Source organism: Corynebacterium hylobatis, assembly GCF_003955685.1.
Lineage (GTDB): Bacteria > Actinomycetota > Actinomycetes > Mycobacteriales > Mycobacteriaceae > Corynebacterium > Corynebacterium hylobatis.
Genome location: NZ_RXHJ01000014.1, coordinates 56,103 through 78,506 on the forward strand (window position 1 = coordinate 56,103; position 22,404 = coordinate 78,506).

A 22,404-nucleotide genomic window follows, 5' to 3' on the forward strand; every position below is an offset into this window, starting at 1 on the left:
TTGATCGGTTAGAGAGCGGCGAGATAGTGCTCGGCGTCGGTGGCGGCGCGGCAGCCGGAACCAGCGGCGGTGATGGCCTGCTGGTAGTGGTCGTCGACCAGGTCACCGCAGGCGAAGACACCCGGGACCGAGGTGGCGGTGGAGGGCTCGTCGACCTTGACGTAACCGCCCTCCTTCAGCTCGATCTGGCCACCCAGGAACCCGGAGCGCGGGTCATGGCCGATGGCCACGAACATGGCGGCGACCGGCAGTTCGCTCAGCTCACCGGTGACGGTGTCGCGCAACATGACGCCCGCGACCTTGTTCTGGTTGTCCCCGGTGCCCTCGATGACGTGGTCGACGACCTTGTTCAGGGCGAAGTCGATCTTCTCGTTGGCGCGGGCACGCTCGAGCATGATGGCGGAGGCGCTGAAACCCTCCCGGCGGTGGATGAGAGTGACCTTGTCGGCGAATTTGGTCAGGAACGTGGCCTCCTCCATGGCGGAGTCACCGCCGCCGACGACGGCGATCTCGGCGCCCTTGAAGAAGAAGCCGTCACAGGTCGCACAGGTGGACACGCCACGGCCCATGAGCTTGTCCTCACCCGGCACGCCCAGCAGACGGGCGGCCGCGCCGGTGGCCAGGATGATGGTCCGGGCCAGGTGGACCTCATCGCCCACGTGGACCTTCTTCACGTCGCCCTCGAGTTCGACGGAGTCGACCAGTTCCATGCGCATGTCCGAACCGAAGCGCTCGGCCTGGGCACGCATCTCCATCATGAGGTCAGGACCCATGATGCCGTCCTTGAAACCCGGGAAGTTCTCCACGTCGGTCGTGTTCATCAGCGCTCCGCCGTACTCGTAGCCCTCGAAGACGAGTGGCTTGAGCTCCGCGCGGGCGGCGTAGACGGCGGCGGTGTAGGCGGCCGGGCCGGAACCGATGATGATCACGTCGTGGATGGTGTCCTGGGCGGTCATGAATTCTCCTGCGGTATTCGGGTGATGTCACCCCGAGTCTAGTTTCCCGGCTCAGCGGGCTCACTCCATGGTCAACGTCCGCCCCGCGAGGAACATTCCGCCAGCAGTTCCGAACGCAGCATCTCACGTGCCCGGGAACGCCGCGACTTGATGGTCCCCGGCTGCACACCCTCCCGCTCGGCGACGTGGCTGACGCTGTAACCCTCGACGTCGATGAGCCACAGTGCGGTGCGCTGGTCGGGGCGCAGGCGGGCCAGCGACTCCTCCAGCTGCAGCAGCTTGTCCCGCTCCCCGATCGGGTCGATCGCCAGGTGCGGATTGATGTCGTGGGGCAGGGCGTCGTCGTCGAGTGTGGTGACCTCGATCTGCCGGCGGTGGTTCCGGAAGTCCCAGCCGGAGTTCATGACCAGGCGGTGCAGCCAGGTGCTCAGCGAGGACTCGTGGCGCCAGGTGTGCAGGTTGCAGCTGGCCTTGAACAACGCCTCCTGCAGGATGTCCTGCGCATCGTCCTCGTTATGGCCGTATTTCCGCGCGACCCACAGCAGCCGCGCCCGGTGGCGCTCCACGATCTCGGTGAAGGCGCGCAGGTCGCCGCCGATGAAATTCTCGACGAGCCGTCCGTCGGTGTGTGCCAATTTTCCCCCCGGAAATTTCGCTGACACCCATATTGGACCCCACCGCCGACCGCTGCGCTGGACAGGGGGCGACGGTGCCCACTGCAGTGGGCACCGTCGCCGCCTTCAGGGGGTGCTTCTCGACGCCGCTTCCGCGCGGGCCCTATTCGCAGACGGTGCCGTCGTTATCCCCGTCGCGGTACCAGTCGTATTCGGCATGAACTCCGGCGACATAGGGCCCGTAACCGGCGTCCTTCGCCTTCGCACAGCTGCTGAAGCGGGGGTCCGTACCGGCCCCGACGGGAGCGGCCAGGGCCATCGGCTGCGTGGCCGGGTCCTCGAACACCGGCACCTCGGCCGTGGTGGTGGTGTTGATCCGGTAGGTGGTCTGCTCGTCGGGCAGCGGATGGTCGGGGCAGTCCGCGAGCACCCGGCCCATGGCGTCCTTCTCCGCGGCGGTCACCCACAGGTCGTAGCGGGCCTTCACCGCGATCTGCCGGGCGACGTAGTCGCAGCGGAAGGAACGGTTGGCCGGCAGCCAGGTCGCGGCATCACCGTCGCCCTTCTGCATGTTGGCGGGACCGTCGACGGCCAGCAGGTTGAGCGGGTCGTTGGCGAACTCGGTGCGTGCGGCGGTGTCGAGCTGCTGGGCGCCCTTCTGCCACGCATCGGACAGCGCGACGACGTGGTCGATCTGGACTGCCGTGGAGGTGTCCTGGCCGCGCTGGAAGTGGATCTCGGTGGCTGTGTAGGGGTCGTCCAGCACGCCGGTGAGCACCACGCAGTCGTGGGTGCCGGGGCGGAAGGTCTCGGACTCCAGGTCGCGGGCGAGGATGTCGTTGCGGGTGTCGCAGCCGTTGTGGTCGGTGTCCGACCAGGCAGGCCCGAACTCCTCACGGTCATAGCCGGTCTTCGGGGCCCGGCCCTTGACAGCGAGGGCCTCCAGCGCAGCGGCGGCACCACCGGTGGTGGCAGCGGTGCTGGTGGTGGGGGCGGGCGTGGAGTCTGTGGCCACCGGTTCGCCGGAGGTGCAGCCGGTGACGGTGAGGGCCAGAGCCAGGACGGCTCCGGCAACGGTGTGCGGTCGACGCAGCATCATGATGTTTTCCCGGGGTGGTACTGAAACTGATAACCGTTGCAGTATTCCACGCGCGGGAAACACGGAGGTCAGCGGCCACCTGCCTCCGCCTCAGTCCACGCCGACGACCTGTACCTCGGAGATCTCCGCCGGGGCGGTGAACCACACGAGGACTCCCCCGCCTGTCTGCCGTTCCAGCTCCAGGCTGTTGCGGCCTTCGTGGAGGGTGGTCTCCGCCAGCAGGGGTAGCCCTGCCGGGTCCTGCGTCTCTGCGCCCTCTGCGCCCTCCGGCACCGCGTAGACCGCCACCGGCACGTCCCCGTCCGGGACGTGGATGACCAGGTGCTGCAGTTCGGCGGGCTCCTCGAGTGTCAGGGTGACACCTGCCGGGACGGTGGTGGTGGACCAGACGGTGCCGGTGTCGCCGTCGATGAGCTCGGGGGCGGTCGCGGCGGTGACCTCCTGGACCCGGCCCAGCGGGCGGGGTGCGGTCTCGGTCGCGGAACCCTGGATCGACTCGGAGGTGACCGGGGATTCCTCCCTGCCGCCGCTGAGGAAGCTGACCAGGTAGGTGGTCAGACCGGCGACGAGGACGACCGCGCCGATGGAACCCACGGCGAGCAGCGTGGCTGATTTCCGCGAGTAGGCCTTGGCGCCGAAGCCACCGGACTGGTCCTCGGGCTGCGGGTCCTCATCGTCCTCGACGACGAGGGCCTCGGGCTGTTCGTCGTCCACGCCGGCGAAGGCACGGAGCCGGGCGGCGAGCCTGCCCATATCGGTCTCGGTGGTGAAGTCCTCCAGGCCCGAGCAGGCCCCGGAGAGTAGTTTCAGGGCGGAGGTGACGGCGGCCTGGTCGCGTTCGACGGTGGCGTCGGTAAGCACCGCCGGGAAGGCCAGGACGGCCTGCCCGTCCGTGGAGATGCGGATCCGGGCCCGGTTGTCCAGGCCGATGGGGCGGGTGCCGGTGGTGGCGTCGGCGAGCGGGGCGATCGCCGCGGCGACGGCGTGCGGGTCCAGGGGGCCACCGTCAGCCACCACCCGCAGCGCGGAACCCGGTACCCAGTCGGCCACGACGAGGCAGCCGTTGCGGTACGCCAGGACCTCGATGTTGCCGGCCACACCCGGGGTGCCGGCAATGTTGCGGGTGCGGCGGGAGACCTCGGCGGCGGCGCCGGCGGCCGCGGCCGGGGAGGCCGGGGCCAGTGGTGCGTTGCCGGAGGTGTCCACGAAGGTCAGTGCCACCTCACGGCCGGTGGCCTGCTCGCGGGCGTGCCAGAAGCGGGCTCCCGGCACCGAACCGTGGTCGGCCAGCAGGCGGAACCGGCCGTCGGAGACCGGCGCACCGGGTACCAGCCGCGGGCCGCGGACGATGCCGGCGGACATGGGGGCCGGTGGCGGAGAGGAGTTGAAGGGGTCCATCGCCACGTACTGGGCGGAGATCTCCTGGGGGTCCGGCTCCTCGACCTTGATCTCCTTGCTCGTGTCCGGCCGGATGAAGCGGGAGGCACCCGGGATGCGGGTGAGGGCCCGGCCGAGGTTCTGCACCTCCGGCAGGCCGGAGAAACTCAGTGCGATGCCGGTGGCGATGAGGAAGATGATGCCGTCGATGCCCACGCGGACCAGCACGCCGAGGGAGCCCAGACCGTCCAGCGGGCCTGCGGCGAAGGTGCGCAGGAGGAAGTCGGCGAACAGGGCCACGGCCACACCGATGAGGGAGGCTGCACCGGCCCACATCGTCGTGCGGATCTGGGAGCGGGTGCCCAGGTGGCCGAGCTTGCGGCGCAGCAGCAGTGCACCGATGACCGCACCCGCGACGAAGCCGAAGCCGTTGGCCGCACCCAGCAGGATGACCACCCGGGAGGGTGAGGTGGCCACCAGCGGGGCCAGCAGGGAGAGGACGATCTTCGTGGCCGTGATACCGGCGATGATGAAGGTCGGGGTCCAGGCTTCCTCGCGGGCGTAGAAGACACGCAGGTGCAGCAGCACCAGGGCGTAGGGCAGCAGCGTGAAGGCGGAGAAACTGAGTGTCAGGCCCAGCAGGGTGCCCGATTCGGTGTCGAAGTTCCGGTAGGAGAACAGCGCCACACCGATCTGCGGGCCGAAGGCGGTGAAGAAGAAGACGATGGGGATGAGCGCGATGAACGTCAGCTTCGTCGACAGGTTGAGGTCGTCGACCACCGCGCGGTCGTCACCGTCGGCGGCGTTGCGCGACAGGCGCGGCATGATGGCGGTGAGCAGGGTGACGCCGATGATGCCGTAGGGCACCTGCAGCAGCAGCCACGCCTGCTGGTAGATCAGCGGGGCCGCCTTGTCGGACAGGGAGGCGATCTGGGTGGTCACCGCGTAACCGACCTGGGAGATGGCCACGTAGACCACGATGGCCAGGGCCATGCCGCCGAACTGTTTGAGGCGGGCGTCCATCCCCCACAGCGGGCGCAGGTCGACGCCCGCCTTCTTCAGGTAGGGCAGGAGAATCAGGGCCTGCACCACCACGCCCAGCGTGGTGCCCAGGCCGAGCAGGAGGACGTGCGGGTCGGTGATGCCGGCGGGGGCGTCGTCAAGCAGGGCCCCCGGCAGCGTCATGTAGGCAAGCAGCACGGTGATGGACACGACGTTGTTGGCCACCGGCGCCCACGCGCCGGGTTTGAAGATGCCGCGGGTGTTGAGCACCGCCATGAACAGCGCGAAGATGCCGTAGAAGAAGATCTGCGGCAGCAGCAGGTAGGCGAAGGACGTCGACTGGACGATGTTGACCTCACCGTCCGGGTTCAGCAGCATCCGCGTCAGCAGGGGCGCGCCGATCACCGAGAGCAGCGTCACCGCAACCAGCAGCGTCGCGGAGAGGGTGAACAGGCGGCGGAAGAAGGCGGCACCCCGGTCGGGATCCTCCTTCTCCGCGCGCACCAGCACCGGCACCACCAGGGAGGTCAGCACCGCGCCGAGCACGATCTCCGTGATCAGGTTCGGCAGCGTGTTCGCCGTGTTGAAGGCGGAACCCACAGCCGGTCCCAGTGTCGCACCGATGAGCAGGTTGCGGATGAAGCCGGTGATCCGCGAGATGAGCGTCGCGATCGCCATGGAACCGCCGGCGCGCACCACATCCGCATCGGAGGCCACCTTCGTACTTCCGGTGGGGGCCTCCTCGACGGGTGCGCCGGGTGCGGCCGTCAGCCGCGAGCGGTCAGGGGCGGGGGCCGGCGGCGGCGCCGGCACCCGTTGCTCCGGCACGGGGGACGGAGGTTCCGGGATGACGAAGCGTGACCGCTGGCCGGATGAGAGGTTGTCGGTGGAATTCACTCACAAAGCCGTTCTAAAGGTTTTCAGGGGCGCTGCCGGTTGCCGCGGCGTTGGCGGCCGAGGCGGAAGAGCAGCGCCAGGGACAACCCCACCACCAGGAGCAGGGCGATGCCGTAGGTGCCGACGATACCGGTCCGTGTCTGCACCGTGATGTCCACCGCCGTGGAGATGGGCGAGCCGTCACGGGTGGCCAGCCACAGCGTCAGCTGCGTCTGATCCTGATCGGCGGGCAGGTCCGCGGTCATCTGCACCGTAATGGATCCGTGCGCCGGAATATGCACCCGCCCGGGCACGTCGACAGTCGCCCCCGGCGGACCGTCATGGACCAGCTCGGTATCCACCGGCAGCGGCAGGCCGTTCTCCGCGACGATGAGCAGTGGTGAACTCTCCGAGGCCCGGGTGTAGACGTTGCCCGGCGGGATCAGCGCCACCGAACCCCGCAGATCCTGCAGGGTCCGCCGGTTGCCGTCCAACCGCCGGTCCGTCGCCGCCACCGCCGCCTCGTGGTGCCCGAGGCTGCTTCTCGACGTCGCCGACAGACTCATCAGCACGTCGCGGCGCAACGGCAGCGTGAAACCATAGCGGGTGAGGTTGATACCCCGGTCGTTGACCATCATCCGCGTGAGATCATCGGTGTAGCGGGCCTGCTGGCTCGCGCGCAGCACCTCCGTGTCACTGAACACCGCCGGATCGGCGTAGGGCGAACCGAAACGCGTCACCCCCAGCGTCGGCGGGGACAACGGCTGCGCGTCCAGCGTCTCCGCCTGCTCCCGCGCCGGGGTCACCGCCTGGTCCAGCGGCAGCGGAGTCGCCGCATCCTCGGCGAGCAACCCCGCCGTGGCGGTCAGGAGAGCGGCGGCGGTGGGGGCGTCGATAAGCGAGGCCGGGAGGATGAGCACCGGCTCCGGTGACTGCGCCCAGTCGGCGGGCAGCGTCTGCTCCGCCACCGCCAGCCGCACCGCCGAACCGGCCGTCAGCGCACGGGCGAGGGGGGAATCGAGGCGGGCGTCGAAACGTGCATCCGGGTTGGAGTAGCCCGCGGTCTGCGGTTCCGGGCCCGTCGCCGCCAGCAGTGCCCCCAACGCGCCGGGGTAGGTCACCGCGTTGATGCCCGGGGCCAGGCGGGCGATATTGTCCACCTGGGGCACCCCCCAGACCGTGTTGTCGGCCACGAGCACCTGCACCGGGGTCTGCGGCACCGGCGCACCCGGCTCCTCCGGCAGCACCGGGGACTCCAGCGAGGAATGATCCGCCCCCGCCTGCTGCGGTGCCCGGCGCGCCACCGCGGCCTCCCACGTCGCCTGCATCCCATCCTCCAGCACCGTCGAACCCGTCTGGTCCGCCCAGCCCAGGGCCGTGGCCGCCTGCTCGGTGACGTAGCCGACGGCGGGGATGACGACATTGCCGGAGGGGGCGGCACCCAGCTCCGCCTGCAGGGTGGCCGGGCCACGCTGCACGGCCTCCCGGAACAGCCATTCATCCTCCGTGGCGGCCACGGCGTTGAGGTCCGCGTTCGCCCAGGGCAGCGCCACGGTGCAGCCCGCACCCGCGGTCGTGCTCAGCCGTGTCAGCCACTCCTGCGCGTCCGCCGCACCCCGGCCCGGCTCCCCCGGATCGGATTCACCGGCGGAACCCCAGCTGTCGCGCAGCCGCTGGGCCTTCTTCGTCAGGGAGGGTCGTTCCGGTGACACGGTATAACCCTCCGCCATACGCGCGACGGTGTCCACCAGGGCCGGGTCAATGGCCAGGCAGGCGCCCTGGCTCAGCTCCGCCGCGTTCGGACCCGTGGTCGTCGCCGTAGCGTAGGTGTTGAGCAGGTCATTGAGCCGCCCACCGGGGGCCAGCTGGTCCGCGAGCTGCTCCGATTCGAGGATCAGCGGGGGATCCTCCGCCGCCCGGCCCGTCTCACCGGGAACGATGTCCACCGGGGCGGTCAGCGGCACGATGAGGCTGACATCCGGGACCTGGGCCTCCTGCCGCTCCCCGGCCGTCGTGGTGAACAGCATCCGTTCCGTGCCCAGCTGTCCCACCCCCTGCTGCCCCACCGCACCCGTCAGCGCGAACATCAGCGGGTAGGTCGCGCCCGGCTGCAGCGCCAACGGATCCACCGGGATGGACACCTCCCGGCGCTCCCCCGCCGCCAGCTCCCCACCCAGGGGCCGGGCCGTGCCGAAATAGGGGTACGCATCCCTGCCCAGGGCGAGGATCCGGCGGGCATCGCCCACCGTGGCGGCGGCGTCCGCGCGCCGGGGCGTGACCGTGAGGTCCGAGACCGTTTCCCCGGAGTTGTTGAACACCGAGAGCACGACCCGCGCGGCATCTGCCTCGACGAGTTCCACACCGACGTCGGTGGGCTCGTCCGGGCGGGCGAAGGGATTGGCCCACTGGGCGGCGACGGCGGGGTCCGTCGGGGAGACCGGGGTGGGGAGGGCATGGGCGGGCATCGACAGGCACAACGCCGCCGCGACCAGCAGCCCCCCGACCCTACGGATCACCGCGGGGTCGCCCTTCCTGCGGCCTTCTCCTCCCGCGCCAGGTCCGGCAGAAGATCATGCGCGGTGCGCGCCAGTTTGCGTTCATCCGCATAGGCCAGATGCTCGATGAGTTCGGAGACCGGGATCCACGCCACCTCGGTGACCTCCGGGTCCTCGTCATTGAGGTCGCCGTCGATGAAACGCAGCAGATGGTGGTGCACCGTCTTGTGGATGCGTACCCCCTCGGAGACGAACCAGTAGTCGATCACGCCGAGATCCGCGAAGGTCTCACCGTGGACACCGGTCTCCTCCCACACCTCACGTTCGGCGGTGGCGCGGCGGTCCTCCCCCGGCTCGACGTGGCCCTTGGGCATCGACCACAGCAGGCGTCCCCGGCGGTCCAGGCGGCCGATCAGTGCCACATAGATGCGGCTGAGATCGACCTCGCCGGCGTCATTGACGGCCTCCGCCAGGCCGGAGACCACCAGGCCGCCGGCGGAGGTCTCATCGCGGGTGACCATCCGGTTGTTCTGTTGCGCGCGGTTGGGCGAGCGGTGCTGCGACTTCTGCGGGTTACGCTGCGGGCGGCGCCGGCTGTTGCGGCGGCGGCCCTGCTGCGGCTTCTGCTCACCGTCCGACTTCTGCTGGGGTGCCTTCTGCTCGCCGGACTGTTTCTGCTGCGTCTGCGCTGTGCCTGACTGATTTCCGGAACCACGACGACGCGAGCGGCGACGGCGCCGACGCTTGGGGCTCTGGGAATCATTCTCAGTCATCCCCATGATCGTATCCGCTGGACCCCCCTTTCGAAATTCCCTGGCCGGGGCGTGTCCCGCTAGACTCAGCGGGTGTGACTCCCGACGAATCTCTGACTCCCCTGGCACTCCTGGCGAAGGCCGAGCAGGCGATCTCGTCTCTGGAGGATGTGCTCGTCGACCTCGTCGCCGAGTTCGCCGCCCGTGACCTGCCGCTCTACCTCGTCGGTGGTTCCGTCCGCGACGCCCTCCTCGGCCGTCTCGGCAACGACCTCGACTTCACCACCCCCGCCCGCCCCGAGGTCCTGACCGAGATCCTCAGCTCCTGGGCCGGCACGGTGTGGGACACCGGCATCGACTTCGGCACCGTCTCCGCGCAGCACCGCGGCCAGCAGATCGAGATCACCACCTTCCGCTCCGACACCTACGACGGGCAGAGCCGCAACCCCGAGGTCGTCTTCGGCGACACCCTCGAGGGTGATCTGGTCCGCCGTGATTTCCGCATCAACGCCATGGCCGTCGAACTGCTTCTCGACGACACCGGCTCCCTCACCGCACGCTTCCATGATCCGGTCGGCGGTCTCGAGGACCTCGTCCACCGGCGCCTGGACACCCCCGACACCCCGGAGATCTCCTTCCGCGATGACCCGCTGCGCATGCTGCGCGCCGCCCGCTTCGTCTCCCACCTGGGTTTCGGCGTCGCCGGGCGGGTGCAGCAGGCCATGGTGGACATGGCCGAGGAGATCAACCGCATCACCGTCGAACGCATCCAGCAGGAGCTGAACAAGCTCATGGAGGGCACGGAACCCTGGACGGGGCTGGACCTGCTGGTCAGTGCCGGCATCGCGGCGCACATCTTCCCCGAGATCCCCGCCATGCGGGACATGCAGGACGAACACCGCCAGCACAAGGACGTCTACGCCCACTCCATGCAGGTGCTGCGCCAGGCCATGGACCAGGAGGAGGACGGCCCCGACCTGGTCCTGCGCTGGGCTGCCCTGCTGCACGACTGCGGCAAGCCGCAGACCCGCGCCTTCAACGAGGACGGTCGCGTCACCTTCCACCACCACGAGGTCGTCGGCGCGAAACTCGTCCGCCGTCGCCTGCGCACCCTGAAGTACTCCAAGCAGATGGTCGCCGACATCAGCCAGCTCGTCTACCTGCACATGCGCTTCTACGGCTTCGGCGAGGGCCAGTGGACCGACTCCGCCGTGCGGCGCTACGTCACCGACGCCGGCCCGTTGCTGCCCCGCCTGCACAAGCTTGTCCGGGCGGATTCCACCACCCGCAACCAGCGCAAGGCGGCCCGCCTCCAGCGCACCTACGACCACCTCGAGGAACGCATCGCCGACATCGCCGCCCGCGAGGACCTGGCACGCGTACGCCCCGACCTCGACGGCAACGAGATCATGCAGATCCTCAACCTGCCCCCCGGACCCCAGATCGGCCAGGCCTGGACCTTCCTCAAGGAACTGCGCCTCGAGCGCGGCCCGCTGGAGCGGGAGGAGGCCATCGGGGAGCTGAAGAAATGGTGGGCCGAGAAGGGTGAGTAGGACCGCCGCAGAGATCCGGGGCGGGATCACCGAGACCTGGGCGGTGGGCCTCGGCCTCATCCCGCTGGGTCTGGCCTTCGGCCTGCTCATGGTGCAGTCCGGCTACGCCTGGTGGTGGACGCCGATCTTCTCCGTCATCATCTACGCCGGTTCAATGGAATTCCTCGCCATCGGGCTGATCTCCGGCGGCGTCGGCCCCTTTGCCGCGGCGCTGACCGGGCTGATGGTCAACTTCCGCCATATCTTCTACGGGCTGACCTTCCCCCGCCACATCATCGCCTCCCGGGCCGGAAAGGCCTACTCCACCTACGCGCTGACCGACGAGTCCTACGCCATCGTCTCCGCCCGGCCGCCAGGCAGGATCAGCGGCGTCCGGGTGCTGACGATCCAGCTGACCTGCCAGTTACTGTGGGTCATCCCCGGCATCATCGGCGCGGTGGCCGGTCAGGCCGTCCCCGATGATGTGCAGGGCATGGAATTCGCGCTGACCGCCCTCTTCGTGGTCCTGGCCTGGGAGTCCTTCGCCAACAGCCGCGACCTCTCCCTGCCCCTGATCGCCGCAGGACTGGCCATCGGCTCCGCCTTCATCGCGCCGGCCCAGATGCTCATCATCGCCCTGAGCCTCTACTTCCTCCTCCTGCTCGTCCGGTTCCGGATGCCGCGTCTCGACGCCGCCCTGACCCTGCACATCGGAGGCGCCGACCGTGGGTGAATTCGGCCTGCCCGAGGGCGTCACCCTGGCACAGGTCTTCGGCGTGCTCATCCCCGTCGCCGTCCTCACCGTCCTGCTGCGCCAGCTGCCCTTCTCCGCACTGAAGCTGCTGCGCACCAGCCACCTGGTCGGTGCGCTGGGCACGACCATGCCCATCGGGGTGATGACGGTCCTGGTCATCTACACCCTCGTCTCCCAGGTGGAGGCCCCCGGCGGGCTGCTGGCATCCCTGCTCGCCGTCGGCGTCACCGTCGTCCTGCACTGGTGGCGTCGCTCTGCCGGATTGTCCATCGTGGGTGGCACCCTGGCCTACATGCTGCTGGTCAACGTGGTTTTCTGAAGCCGGATTTTCTCAGCCGACACCCTGTTGAGGGCTGCTCCCGCCCGGTAGCATGAGCCCCATGACCAAGAACCTCATCCGTAAGATCGGCGCCGTCGCCGTGGCCCTCGCCTTTTCCTTCGGTGGGGTAGCCACCGTCACCGCAGCCCCTGGTTCCGCCATCGTCGAATCCGTCGGTTTCGCCGGCACCTGGACCGCCGACGGGCCCAAGACACCCCGCGTGACCTTCAACGTCGACGGCACCTACGGCGGCAACGACGGCTGCAACACCATGAGCGGCCGCTACACCGTCGTCGACGGCCGCGTCCACCTGGGCGACGCCATCAAGACGAAGATGTACTGCGGTGATGACGTCTGGTTCGAGAAGGCCGACAGGCTGGAGCGCGACGGCGATCACCTCCGTGTCCTGGACAAGGAGGGCAGGGGGATCGGCACGCTCAAGCGCGACGGCGATGCCCCAGATCCCATCCGCGGTCTCTCCTCCGAGATCCTCAAATTCTAGGAGACATCATGAAAACCTCCCGTATCGGCCGCCTCGGTGCCCTCGCTTTCATCCCGCTGCTGCTCGTCGGCTGCGCCACCGAATCCTCCGCCGTGGAACCCGAGGGCACGTGGGGCACCGAGGCCCAGGGCGAACCCCACCTCGTGCTCGCCGGGGACGGCCGCGTCAGCGGCAGCGACGGCTGCAACCGCCTCACCGGAACATGGGAGCTGGTCGATGACCAGGTGGAACTCGGACCCCTCGCGTCCACGATGATGGCCTGCGAGGGTGTCGAGACCTGGCTCGGCGGTGCCGAGACCCTGACCTTCGACGGCGACACCATGCACGTCCTCGACGGGCAGGGTGCGGAGCTGGGCACCCTGGAACGGCAGTAGCCCCGATCCCTTTGCAGAACTTCACCTGTGATGGGAAGCTGGATACTCATAAGTCAAGCCCCCACAGGAGGTAGTCGCCGTGTCGATGTCAGATTTCTACGCCGACCGTCTCTTCAACGCCCTGGAACGCAACGATCCCGCCCCCGGCATGCTGCTGGTGGCGGCCCCGGGCATGCTCTCCGACGAGTTCAGCCGTTCGGTTGTGCTCGTCATCGAGCACAACGAGAACCTGACCTTCGGCGTCAACCTCGCCTCCCGCAGTGACCTGGCGGTGTTCAACGTCATGCCGGACTGGCTGCCGGCGGTGTCCAAACCGCAGGCGCTGTATATCGGCGGCCCCCTCAACCAGCAGTCCGTCGTCGGCCTTGCCATGACCAAGGCGGGCGTCGACATGGATGAGGCCCCCCAGCTCAACCGCCTGGCCAACCGCCTGGCGCATGTTGACCTGCGTGCCGATCCGGGCGACATCGTCGACCTGGTCGAGGGGATGCGCCTGTTCGCGGGCTATGCCGAATGGGCGCCCGGGCAGCTGGCCGGGGAGATCGAGCGCGGCGACTGGTTCGTCACCCCGGCGCTGCCGACCGACGTGATCGTGCCCGGCCGGGCGGATCTGTGGGGCGACGTGATGCGCCGCCAGCAGATGCCCCTGCCGTTGTTCTCCACCTTCCCCTCGGACCTGGTGGACAACTAGAAATCAGGGAAGGCAGCCATCGCCTCAGCCCACAGTCCCTCGAATTCCTCGGCGCTGAGCGCCCGGTGTTCGATGTCCGGGAAGTCGGTGTAGGTGTCGGGGTGGGGCACCACCGGATTCGGGGCGTTGGCCATGCCGACAGACTTCTCCTGGGTGGCGCAGCCACGGATGGTATCTGCGGGATCGAGTTCGATGATGCGGACCAGTGCGCAGGTCTGCGCATCCATCTCCGCGAGCTCAGCCACGTGGATGACCGAGCCGGCCCCGGGGATCGACAGTTCAATGCGGACGTGGATATTTTGCTTCACGTCGAACATGGTGCGTCGCGGGGCGTCGAAAAGCAATCAGGCGAGCTGGCGCGCATAACGCGCGGCGAGCCACGAGCACATCATCAGCTGAACCTGGTGGAAGATCATCAACGGCAGGATGAGCAGGCCGATGCTGGCGCCGCCGAAGATCACCGAGGCCATCGGCAGGCCCGTCGCCAGCGACTTCTTCGTGCCGCAGAACTGGATGGCCTTCATGTCCTTCTGGTTGAAACCCAGACGCAGCGACACGGAACGCGTCAGCCACAGCATGATCGCCACCAGGACGATGGAGAAGACGATGAGGAAGATGATCTCACCCACCGTCACCTCCGACCACACACCCGCGACCATGCCCGCCGAAAAAGCCGAGTACACCACCATCGTGATGGAACCCCGGTCGACGATCTTCGTGGCCTTGTTCGCGGCGATGCCCTTGACCCACCTCCGCAGGAGCTGACCCAGGACGAACGGCAGGAGCAGCAGCACCGCGATGTCGAGGAACACCTGCGTGTCCACGTTGATGCCGTTACCGGTCGACATGAACAGCATCACCAGCAGCGGAGTGAGGAACACACCCGCCAGGTTCGAGGCACTCGCCGCCACGATCGCCCCCGCGTAGTTGCCCTTCGCGATGGAGGTGAAGGCCACCGAGGACTGCACCGTCGACGGCACCAGGCACATGAAGAGGATGCCCATGTACAGCTCATCCGAGATCACCAGCGTCAGCGGCCGCAGCGCCAGCCCGACCAACGGGAACACCAGGAAGGTGAAGGCCAGGATCAGCAGGTGCAGACGCCAGTGCATCAGGCCCTTGAACGCCTCCCGCGTGGACAGGCGGGCACCGTAGAGAAAGAAGAGCAGGGCGATGGCGATGTTGGTTGCGGTGGCGAACCACTCCGCGAAACCACCACGGGCGGGGACGATGATCGCCACCACCACCGCCAGAACAATCAGGAGGATCAGCGGGTCAGTCCGCTTGAGGAGGGACAGCATGACTTGCAGTGTACGACCCACCCTAGAGTGGGTCACATGACCTCACTCTTCGAACCGATCCGACTCCGCGACCTGGAAATCCGCAACCGCATGTGGCTGTCGCCCATGTGCCAGTACCACGCCTTCGACGCCGACGGCACGCCAGAGGACTGGCACACCGTCCACTACGGGGCGCGCGCCGCCGGGGGTTTCGGTCTCATCATCGCGGAGTCCACCGGTGTCACCCCGGAGGGCCGGATCTCGCCCCTGTGCACTGGTCTGTGGAACGACCGCCAGGAGAAGGCCTGGGCGCGGATCGTGCAGTTCGCCCACTCCCAGGGAGCGAAGATGGGCATCCAGCTCAACCACGCCGGGCGAAAGGCCTCCAGCGTCCCCGCCCGCCCCGGACAGGAGCCTGTGAACGACACCGACACCATCCCCGTCGGCCACGGCGGCTGGGAGATCGTCGGTCCCTCCGCCGTGGCAAACGACGGCCTGGCCGTCCCCCGCGAGATGACGGTCGAGGAGATCGAGGCCCTGCCCGGACAGTTCGCCGCCTCCGCCGAACGCGCCGTCCGCGCCGGTTTCGACACCATCGAGCTCCACGGCGCCCACGGTTACCTGCTCCACCAGTTCCTCACTCCCCTGGCCAACCGGCGCATCGACGACTGGGGCGGCTCCTTCGACAACCGCACCCGTCTGCTCCGGGCCGTGGTGCAGGCCGTCCGCGAGGTCATCCCCGCGGGCATGCCGTTGCTCGTGCGTCTGTCCGCCACCGACTGGATCGACGGTGCCTGGGACCTCGACCAGACGGTGGAACTGGCAAAACTGCTCAAGGATGACGGCGTCGACCTCATCGACGTCACCACCGGCGGTGCCGCCCACGCGCAGATCCCCGTCGGGCCGGGCTACCAGGTCCGCTTCGCCGAGGAGATCCGCGAGCGCGCCGGCATCCCCACCGCGGCCGTCGGCATGATCACCGAGTCCGGTCAGGCCCAGGAGATCGTCACCGATTCGCTTACCGACGCCGTCCTCATCGGCCGCGCCGCCCTCCGCGACGCCTCCTGGCCCCTGCGCACCGCCCACGAGCTGGGGAAGACCCGCGAGGAGATCCCCTATCCGGGTTCCTACTGGCGTGCCGCCTGGCGCTAACCGCCGATGCTCAACGTCCCGCCTGTCTGTTCCAGATTTGCCGGCGTGAGCGGGTCACGGGCGATCCCTGAGATGACGGAACCGTCCCGGATGTCGAATACCGAGTTGTGGTACGTGCAGATCACGGTGTCCCCCTCGACCTCCGTGATGGGGTTGCGCTGGTGCGGGCACTGCTGGGACCAGGCGACGTAGGTGCCGGCGGTGGGCTGTGCGATGATGAAGCCGTCGAAGATGACGGCGCTGCCCACCGGCACGTCCGCCGCGGCGACCTCCACAGGCGGTGCGGCGCCGCAGGCCGCGAGAAATGCCCCCACGAAGGTGGTCGCGGTGCCCAGCAGGAACATACGGCGGCTGCAGGTGGAGCGGGACTCAGTCATGATTTACATTATGCCCCGACAGAAAGTTCCGGACGGGGCAAATGGTCAGACGGTTCCAATGTGGGGTACACCGGCTGTCTGCTTGGACAATGACAGGACTTCCCTATCTTTGGTTGATGGGCAAGTTCCCGGGGCCGGGAATTAAGTCACTGTGACTTTATGCTTCCGGCCCTGAGTTGGGTCAGTAGATCTCCCTCTGCCGGGCCCCGAGGAGCCCCAGGCCGGTGAGCACCACTGCCACCACCCCCATGCCCAGATGAACCGCCCAGGAACCGCTCTCCACTGTGACGCCGTACTCGAAGGGGGAAAGATCGATGAGCCACTGGGGTGCATTGAGGATCGGCCCGAACAACGTGAGCACCGCCGCCGTGATCACGGGTGCCCACGCGAAGTGGGCTAACCGTGGGAGAAGTCCCACGAGTGCTACGGCCACCGCAGTGAGCAGAAGCGCCGGGCCCAGTTGGGACCAGGCTGCCAGGAGAAGGTTGTCATAGTCCCCCGCCGTCGTCGATTCCTGGGACCAGAGGCCGTACACCCCACCCGCCATGGTGGCCGTGGTTCCGGACAGGACGGCAATCCATCCGATGAGTGCGGCAGATCCGAGTGGCACCCACCGCCGGATGCCGGTGGAACGCTGGAGATCCACCGTCCTGTCGATCTCCCCGGAGCGGTACGTGACGATCGCCTGGATTCCCATCGTCGCCACCAGGATCCCGCAGAGCTTCGCCACGTAGGTGATGAACTCCGTCTTCATGTCACCGGTGTCGAAGATGTCCTTGAAGATCTGACCGATGTTCTCCTCCGCTTCCATCCACTCGCTCAGCGAACCGGTGATCGCGATGAAGAAGGCTGCGAGGGCCGCGACCACCAGGGTCCAGGCCACGATCGTTCCGCGGTTGAGCACCATCGACAGATGCGCCGGCCCCCGGACGCGGCGGACCCGTCTCTGTGGCAGCACCGGCAGCCGGAAGAGAGCCTGACCGTATTCACGGTGACGTTCGGCGAACAGCGCCGCCGCGGAACCGAGGAGACACATGGCCGCTATGGCGGCGAGCGCTGCCCAGTCATCATGGACGAAGGGACGGACCAGCGTTTTCCAACCCAGTGGGGACAACCAGTTGAGCCATTCGATCCGTTGCGAATCCGCCGTGGCCCGCACGATGACGGAGGCGGCGATGGTCATCAGTCCTACCCTGGTCAGAGCCGCGGGGTTATCGACGAACAGTAGCACCAGCTGGGCCAGAAGCGCGGACCCGAACATGACCAGGGCAAAGGTTGCCCCGGCCACCACCGCCCCCTGAAGCGGCATCTCATCCACATACAGACCCGAGACAGCGAGGGCCACCCCGCTGCCGGCCCCCACGATGAGGGAGGTGACAGCGGTGGTCAGCAGCGCCGCGGCTGCCGGCGCCATCCGGTTGATGCCGGTGGACAGTCGCAGCTCCATCTGCCCCTGGTGCTCCTCCTTGCGGTGCAGTCCGACCATCATGAGCACGGACATGACCGAGGCAAGGATGCTCAACAGTGATCCCGCCTCCCACATGACAATCTGCCCCAATGAGGCCGGTGTCTCCAGCGGCCCCCATATGGCCGTCATGCCGGCATTCTGCTGGATGCCGGTGAGGAAGGCTGTCCGGTCCGCCGGGGTCGGATAGTAGTTCTCGTAGGCGGGAGGGAAGATCGCCAGGAATGCCCACAGACACACCGACCAGATGATGAGGAAGTTTCTCCGCAGGCGGAAATTAAGCCGGATCATTCCTGCCCTCGCTTCTCCACGTCCCCGTAGTGCGAGAGGAACATCTCCTCGATGCTCGCGGGTCGCGAAACAATGTCCTCGCCCCCGGCGTCGAGAATGATCCGCAGGATCTCGGAGACCTGTTCGCGGGCAGCGGTGACCTGGATGAGATGACCGTCCAAGGTGGCATCGGTGAGTGAGAGGAGGGCAGGTGTTTCACGTGAAACCCTGGCGGTGATCTCATGGGTGGAAAGGTGCTTCAATTCGGCCATGCTGCCCGTCTCGACTGTGCGGCCGTCCCGGATGATGGTCACGTCGTCGCAGAGCTTCTCAACTTCACTCATGATGTGGCTGGAGAGCAGGATGGTGGCCCCCCGCTCTCGCTCGCGACGCAGTTCCTCCACGAAGACCTGCTCCATCAGAGGGTCGAGTCCCGCGGTGGGCTCATCGAGGATGAGAACTTCGGCAGCGGCGGACAACGCGGCAACAAGGCTGACTTTACGTCGGTTGCCGGTCGAGTAGTCGCGGCACTTCTTGTTCGGGTCGAGTTGGAAGAGGTCGATGAGTTCCTCCTCCCTGTCTTTGTCGACGGGGCGACCCCGGAGTGATTCGAGGGTGCGGAATACCTCGCGTCCCGTCAGGCCCGGCCAGAGGGCGACGTCGCCCGGGATGTAGCCAATGCGTTTCAGTACGGAGGGAGTGCGGCGCGGGTCCTCCCCCAGGACCTCGGCGGTCCCGGAGCTGGCGTGGAGGACCCCCAGGAGGGTTCGGATGGTGGTGGATTTGCCGGATCCGTTGGGGCCGAGGAATCCATGAATGGTGCCTGGCCGGACACTCAGATTGAGTCCATCCAGAGCGCGGAACGTGCCGAACTTCTTGACCAGGTTGCGCACTTCAATGGCGGAAGGCATGCCGGTCCCCTCCCCGGAGTTTCACGTGAAACATGGCTCGTCGACGGTCGCGTGGAGCTATGGGTCTGTTTCTCATGCCCCCAGCATGCCTGTTCGGATCACTCCGGTGGTGGGTCGTTACCATCCGCCAGCCGGGCGCTCTCCCGTCTCTTCCTCTCCTGGGATTCCGTCCGGATCCGTTCCCGCCGCTTATGGATTCTCTGGGTCACTGTCTGGAGCCAATGACGTTCCTTCGGTGCCAGGGGGCCGGTGGGTTCGGCGGAGACCCAGCGCCCGTCCTCGAAGAGCCAGAATTTCTCCCGGGTGGCGGGGTCGATGATGTAGCGGACCCGGCCGTCCGTCTTGATGTTGTGGTGGTGCTGGCAGATGGCAGCCAGGTTCGCTGCAGTGGTGGGACCGCCGTCCTCGAAGTCGATCCGGTGGTCCATCTGGGCCCGGATTCCGTGGCAGAGGCAGCCGGGGAAACTGCAGCCACCGTCCCAGCCGATCACCACCGCGCGGATATCTGCAGGCGTGGCGTAGGAGCCGGAGACCTTGTCATAGAGCTGGTCCATGTCCCGGATGGTGGCTGCCTGGGTTGCGAGCCGGTCGGCCTCCCGGACGCTGAGCCAGCCGATCCCGGAGATCCAGCCGGGAGCGTCCTTGACATCATGTGCCCGGTAGATATTGAGGACGATGTTGGTGGTGCCCTCCCCGCGGACGAGTTCCGCGAGGGCCTGGGCGAGACTGATCTCCCGGGTGGCGGCATGCTGCCGCACCCGCTCATCGATCTCGTGGGCCGTCACCGCATCGGTGACCACATCGATGAAACCCTGCGCCCCGTCGATGCCGACGGAGAACGCCTCCCCCACTCCCCCGGCGGGTGAATCGTCGACGGAGATCGAGGTGTCGAGCGTGAGGATGATGGCATTCAGCTTCCGCCGGATCGCGCCGGCGGAGGGCAGGTTCTGGTTGGGTCGGGTGGGCGTTAGGTAGGTGGTGAGTTCCCCATCGACGATGCGCATGTGCTCAGTGATGTCCGCGTCAATTTTGCACAGCACGGTGTCGATGGCCTTCAGACGGCTGAGGTCCAGGTGGAAGAGACGCTCCTGGAGCTGCTTGAGCCGGGGCAGTTCACGCAGTCGGTGGTGGGCGAACAACGCCTTCTCGATGTGTGGTTCGCCGTAGCCGGTGGAGCGCCGCAGCGCCGCCAGCACCTGCTCGATGTCCTCGATGTCGTCGGGCACATAGGACTGCCACAGCTCGTGGTCCTCCCGCCGGATCCGCGTCGCGCGGATGGCGGCGGGATCATGGGGCGAGCACGCCGAGTAGTAGTTCCTCGGGTACAGCAGGTCCCGCAGCGTCCGGTCGACGACCGACTCCAGTATGTCCATCACATTCCCCCCGGTTGTATGTTCGAACTCCACGTTAGAACAGCTGTCCGATATCCGCAAGGGCTGGAAAAGAAAAAACCCGCCCACTGGTGGGTGGGCGGGTGTCAGGATGGACGAGCTACGCGCGCTTCGTCGCTGCCTTCATGGCGGAGACGAACTCAGCGAGTTCAGCCTTGAGTGCGGCCAGATCGGTGATCTGGCCCGGCTCGGGGTGGTCCCCCACGACGTAGTTGTCGATGATCTTGGTGATCGCGGAGCCGGAGATGGCTCCCGCGGCCCCCGCGGCGATGGCATCGGCAACATGCTCCGGGGTGGAGATGCCGAAACCGAGGAGGATCGGGGGACCACCGAAACGTTTCACGTTGGCCACGACCTCGGCGAGGCCGGTGATCTCCGATTCGCGTTCGGTGCCGGTGACACCGTGGCGGGAGACGGCGTAGATGTAGCCCTTCGACTGGGCGGCGACACCGGCGAGGGTCTTCTCGGCGGCCTGGGCCGGGGCGATGAAGATGGGGTCGATGCCGACGGCCGCGGCGGCGGTGGCGAAGGGCTGTCCCTCGCGGACGGGGACGTCGGGAAGCAGGACGGAGTCGGCACCGGCCTCCGCGAACTCGCGGTAGAAGGTCTCCAGTCCACGGGTGAAGGGGACGTTGCCGTAGATGAGCATGCCGATGGGCAGGTCCGGGAACTCCGCGCGGATGGTGCGGATCTGCTCCAGGGCACCGTCCACGGTCGCTCCCCCGTCGAGGGCGCGGATGTGTGACTTCTGGATGGTGGGGCCGTCGGCCACCGGATCGGAGAAGGGGACGCCGAGCTCGAGGGCGTCGGCACCCGCCTCGACGACCGCGCGGACGATCTCCAGGGCGTCCTCCGCGGTGGGATCACCGAGCATGAGGAAGGGGACGAAGGCGCCTTCGTTGCGCTTGTCGAGGGCGTCGAAAAGCTTCTCGTAACGGGTCATGACTACTGCGCCTCCTTGGACAGGACGAGCTCGGGGTTCTCCTCGAGGGTGCGGCGGACGTGGTCGACGTCCTTGTCTCCGCGGCCCGACAGGGACACCAGGATGGTGATGTTCTCGCCGTTCTCCTCGGCCAGCTTCGCGCGCTTGAGGGCGTAGGCCATGGCGTGGGAGGACTCGAGGGCGGGGATGATGCCCTCGTGGAGGGAGAGCAGCTGGAAGGCCTCCAGGGCCTCCGCGTCGGTGATGCCGACGTAGGTGGCGCGGCCGGAGGCGTGGAGGTGGGCGTGCTGCGGGCCCACACCCGGGTAGTCGAGGCCGGCGGAGATGGAGTATGACTCCTCCACCTGGCCGTCGGAGTTGCGCATGAGGTAGCTGCGTGCGCCGTGGAGGATGCCGATCTGGCCGTTGTTGATGGTCGCGCCGTGTTTGCCGGAATCCAGTCCCAGGCCGCCGGGCTCAGCGCCGACGAGCTCGACGCCCTCCTCGTCGATGAAGTCGGCGAACATACCGATGGCGTTGGAGCCGCCGCCGACGCAGGCGACGACGAGGTCCGGCAGGCCACCGGTGCGCTCGATCATCTGCGCCTTGGCCTCCTGGGAGATGACGCGGTGGAATTCCCGGACGATCGTCGGGAAGGGGTGGGGGCCGGCGGCGGTGCCCAGCAGGTAGTGGGATTCGTGGAAGGTGGCGGTCCAGTCGCGCAGGGCCTCGTTGACGGCGTCCTTGAGGGTGCCCGAGCCGGTGTCGACGGGGATGACCGTGGCGCCCATGAGCTTCATGCGGAAGACGTTGGGCTGCTGACGTTCGACGTCCTTGGCGCCCATGTAGACGACGCACTCGAGGCCGAGCAGGGAGCAGGCCAGGGCGGTGGCGGTACCGTGCTGGCCGGCGCCGGTCTCCGCGATGATGCGGGTCTTGCCCATGCGCTTGGCCAGCAGCGCCTGGCCGATGACCTGGTTGGTCTTGTGGGCGCCGCCGTGGACGAGGTCCTCGCGCTTGAGGAAGATCCGGGCGTGGCCCCTCCCCTCCCCCGGCAGGGGCAGGTTGGAGCATTCGGTCAGGGGAGTGGGGCGGCCGAGGTAGTCGCGCAGGTAGGTGGCGAGCTCCTCCCGGAAGGAGGGGTCGTTCTGCGCGTCGACGAAGGCCTGCTCGAGCTGGTCGAGGGCCGGGATGAGGGATTCGGGGACGAACTGTCCGCCGAATTCACCGAAGTAGGCCGGCAGTACGGTGGCGCCGCCCTCGCGATCTGTGGTGGTGGTCATGAGTGTTGAT

The 22,404-nt window shown here is 67.7% G+C and carries 21 protein-coding genes; 7 read left to right on the forward strand and 14 right to left on the reverse strand.

The window, feature by feature from the left end; translation table 11 throughout:
- Window positions 1-8: 8 nt before the first annotated feature.
- The 6 genes from trxB to EAH68_RS10720 all read right to left on the reverse strand — a co-directional run bounded on the left by trxB (window position 9) and on the right by EAH68_RS10720 (window position 9,192).
- Complete coding sequence (gene trxB, locus EAH68_RS10695; RefSeq protein ID WP_126121329.1) at window positions 9-956, reverse strand: thioredoxin-disulfide reductase; 948 nt, start codon at window positions 954-956, stop codon at window positions 9-11.
- 71 nt (window positions 957-1,027) lie between these two features.
- Window positions 1,028-1,591, reverse strand: a complete 564-nt coding sequence (locus EAH68_RS10700; protein WP_126121330.1) for an RNA polymerase sigma factor — start codon at window positions 1,589-1,591, stop codon at window positions 1,028-1,030.
- A gap of 142 nt (window positions 1,592-1,733) precedes the next feature.
- Window positions 1,734-2,666, reverse strand: a complete 933-nt coding sequence (locus EAH68_RS10705) for a GmrSD restriction endonuclease domain-containing protein (RefSeq protein ID WP_126121369.1) — start codon at window positions 2,664-2,666, stop codon at window positions 1,734-1,736.
- Window positions 2,667-2,759: 93 nt separating this feature from the next.
- Window positions 2,760-5,945 (reverse strand): murein biosynthesis integral membrane protein MurJ, encoded by a 3,186-nt coding sequence (locus tag EAH68_RS10710; RefSeq protein WP_126121331.1) that lies wholly within the window; start codon window positions 5,943-5,945, stop codon window positions 2,760-2,762.
- A gap of 23 nt (window positions 5,946-5,968) precedes the next feature.
- Window positions 5,969-8,440: a hypothetical protein gene (locus tag EAH68_RS10715; protein ID WP_126121332.1), complete on the reverse strand. Its 2,472-nt coding sequence runs from the start codon at window positions 8,438-8,440 to the stop codon at window positions 5,969-5,971.
- The gene (locus tag EAH68_RS10720; RefSeq protein ID WP_439647627.1) at window positions 8,437-9,192 is read right to left on the reverse strand and encodes an NUDIX hydrolase; all 756 of its coding nucleotides are present in this window, start codon (window positions 9,190-9,192) and stop codon (window positions 8,437-8,439) included. Before EAH68_RS10720 ends, EAH68_RS10715 begins: the two co-directional genes overlap by 4 nt.
- A gap of 74 nt (window positions 9,193-9,266) precedes the next feature.
- Here EAH68_RS10720 and EAH68_RS10725 point away from each other — a divergent pair, with 74 nt between their 5' ends.
- The 6 genes from EAH68_RS10725 (at window position 9,267) to EAH68_RS10750 (ending at window position 13,343) form a co-directional block, all read left to right on the forward strand.
- Window positions 9,267-10,724 (forward strand): CCA tRNA nucleotidyltransferase, encoded by a 1,458-nt coding sequence (locus EAH68_RS10725; RefSeq protein WP_164546471.1) that lies wholly within the window; start codon window positions 9,267-9,269, stop codon window positions 10,722-10,724.
- Complete coding sequence (locus EAH68_RS10730; RefSeq protein WP_277600475.1) at window positions 10,717-11,436, forward strand: AzlC family ABC transporter permease; 720 nt, start codon at window positions 10,717-10,719, stop codon at window positions 11,434-11,436. The genes EAH68_RS10725 and EAH68_RS10730 overlap by 8 nt, the downstream gene beginning before the upstream one ends.
- Window positions 11,429-11,776 carry a branched-chain amino acid transporter permease gene (locus tag EAH68_RS10735; protein WP_126121333.1) on the forward strand — a complete coding sequence of 116 codons (348 nt, stop codon included), beginning with the start codon at window positions 11,429-11,431 and terminating at the stop codon, window positions 11,774-11,776. Before EAH68_RS10730 ends, EAH68_RS10735 begins: the two co-directional genes overlap by 8 nt.
- A gap of 61 nt (window positions 11,777-11,837) precedes the next feature.
- A complete protein-coding gene (locus EAH68_RS10740; protein WP_164546472.1) occupies window positions 11,838-12,278 on the forward strand; it encodes an META domain-containing protein in 441 nt (146 codons plus the stop codon).
- Window positions 12,279-12,286: 8 nt separating this feature from the next.
- Complete coding sequence (locus EAH68_RS10745; RefSeq protein WP_206436398.1) at window positions 12,287-12,652, forward strand: META domain-containing protein; 366 nt, start codon at window positions 12,287-12,289, stop codon at window positions 12,650-12,652.
- A gap of 85 nt (window positions 12,653-12,737) precedes the next feature.
- Window positions 12,738-13,343, forward strand: coding sequence for a YqgE/AlgH family protein (locus EAH68_RS10750; RefSeq protein ID WP_126121373.1), 606 nt, complete (start codon window positions 12,738-12,740; stop codon window positions 13,341-13,343).
- Here the strand turns inward: EAH68_RS10750 and EAH68_RS10755 are convergent.
- Complete coding sequence (locus EAH68_RS10755) at window positions 13,340-13,660, reverse strand: hypothetical protein (RefSeq protein ID WP_126121335.1); 321 nt, start codon at window positions 13,658-13,660, stop codon at window positions 13,340-13,342. The genes EAH68_RS10750 and EAH68_RS10755 overlap by 4 nt on opposite strands.
- Before the next feature lie 27 nt (window positions 13,661-13,687).
- Window positions 13,688-14,644 (reverse strand): bile acid:sodium symporter family protein, encoded by a 957-nt coding sequence (locus tag EAH68_RS10760; RefSeq protein ID WP_126121336.1) that lies wholly within the window; start codon window positions 14,642-14,644, stop codon window positions 13,688-13,690.
- Between the two features lie 36 nt (window positions 14,645-14,680).
- Between EAH68_RS10760 and EAH68_RS10765 the strand changes: the two genes are divergently transcribed.
- Entirely contained in the window at window positions 14,681-15,775 is a 1,095-nt protein-coding gene (locus EAH68_RS10765; RefSeq protein ID WP_126121337.1) for an NADH:flavin oxidoreductase/NADH oxidase, read from the forward strand.
- Here EAH68_RS10765 and EAH68_RS10770 read toward each other — a convergent pair.
- The 6 genes from EAH68_RS10770 to trpB all read right to left on the reverse strand — a co-directional run bounded on the left by EAH68_RS10770 (window position 15,772) and on the right by trpB (window position 22,394).
- Window positions 15,772-16,119, reverse strand: coding sequence for a Rieske (2Fe-2S) protein (locus EAH68_RS10770; RefSeq protein WP_126121374.1), 348 nt, complete (start codon window positions 16,117-16,119; stop codon window positions 15,772-15,774). The two genes, EAH68_RS10765 and EAH68_RS10770, sit on opposite strands and share 4 nt — an antisense overlap.
- A 214-nt stretch (window positions 16,120-16,333) precedes the next feature.
- Entirely contained in the window at window positions 16,334-17,908 is a 1,575-nt protein-coding gene (locus tag EAH68_RS10775; RefSeq protein ID WP_126121338.1) for an efflux permease Rv1217c-related protein, read from the reverse strand.
- A complete protein-coding gene (locus EAH68_RS10780; protein WP_126121339.1) occupies window positions 17,905-18,798 on the reverse strand; it encodes an ABC transporter ATP-binding protein in 894 nt (297 codons plus the stop codon). The genes EAH68_RS10775 and EAH68_RS10780 overlap by 4 nt, the downstream gene beginning before the upstream one ends.
- A 98-nt stretch (window positions 18,799-18,896) precedes the next feature.
- The gene (locus tag EAH68_RS10785) at window positions 18,897-20,171 is read right to left on the reverse strand and encodes an HNH endonuclease signature motif containing protein (RefSeq protein ID WP_126121340.1); all 1,275 of its coding nucleotides are present in this window, start codon (window positions 20,169-20,171) and stop codon (window positions 18,897-18,899) included.
- A 118-nt stretch (window positions 20,172-20,289) separates the two neighbouring features.
- On the reverse strand, window positions 20,290-21,132 hold the full coding sequence (trpA, locus tag EAH68_RS10790; protein ID WP_126121341.1) for a tryptophan synthase subunit alpha: 843 nt from the start codon (window positions 21,130-21,132) through the stop codon (window positions 20,290-20,292).
- A 2-nt stretch (window positions 21,133-21,134) separates the two neighbouring features.
- The gene (gene trpB / locus EAH68_RS10795) at window positions 21,135-22,394 is read right to left on the reverse strand and encodes a tryptophan synthase subunit beta (RefSeq protein ID WP_126121342.1); all 1,260 of its coding nucleotides are present in this window, start codon (window positions 22,392-22,394) and stop codon (window positions 21,135-21,137) included.
- Window positions 22,395-22,404: the final 10 nt, after the last annotated feature.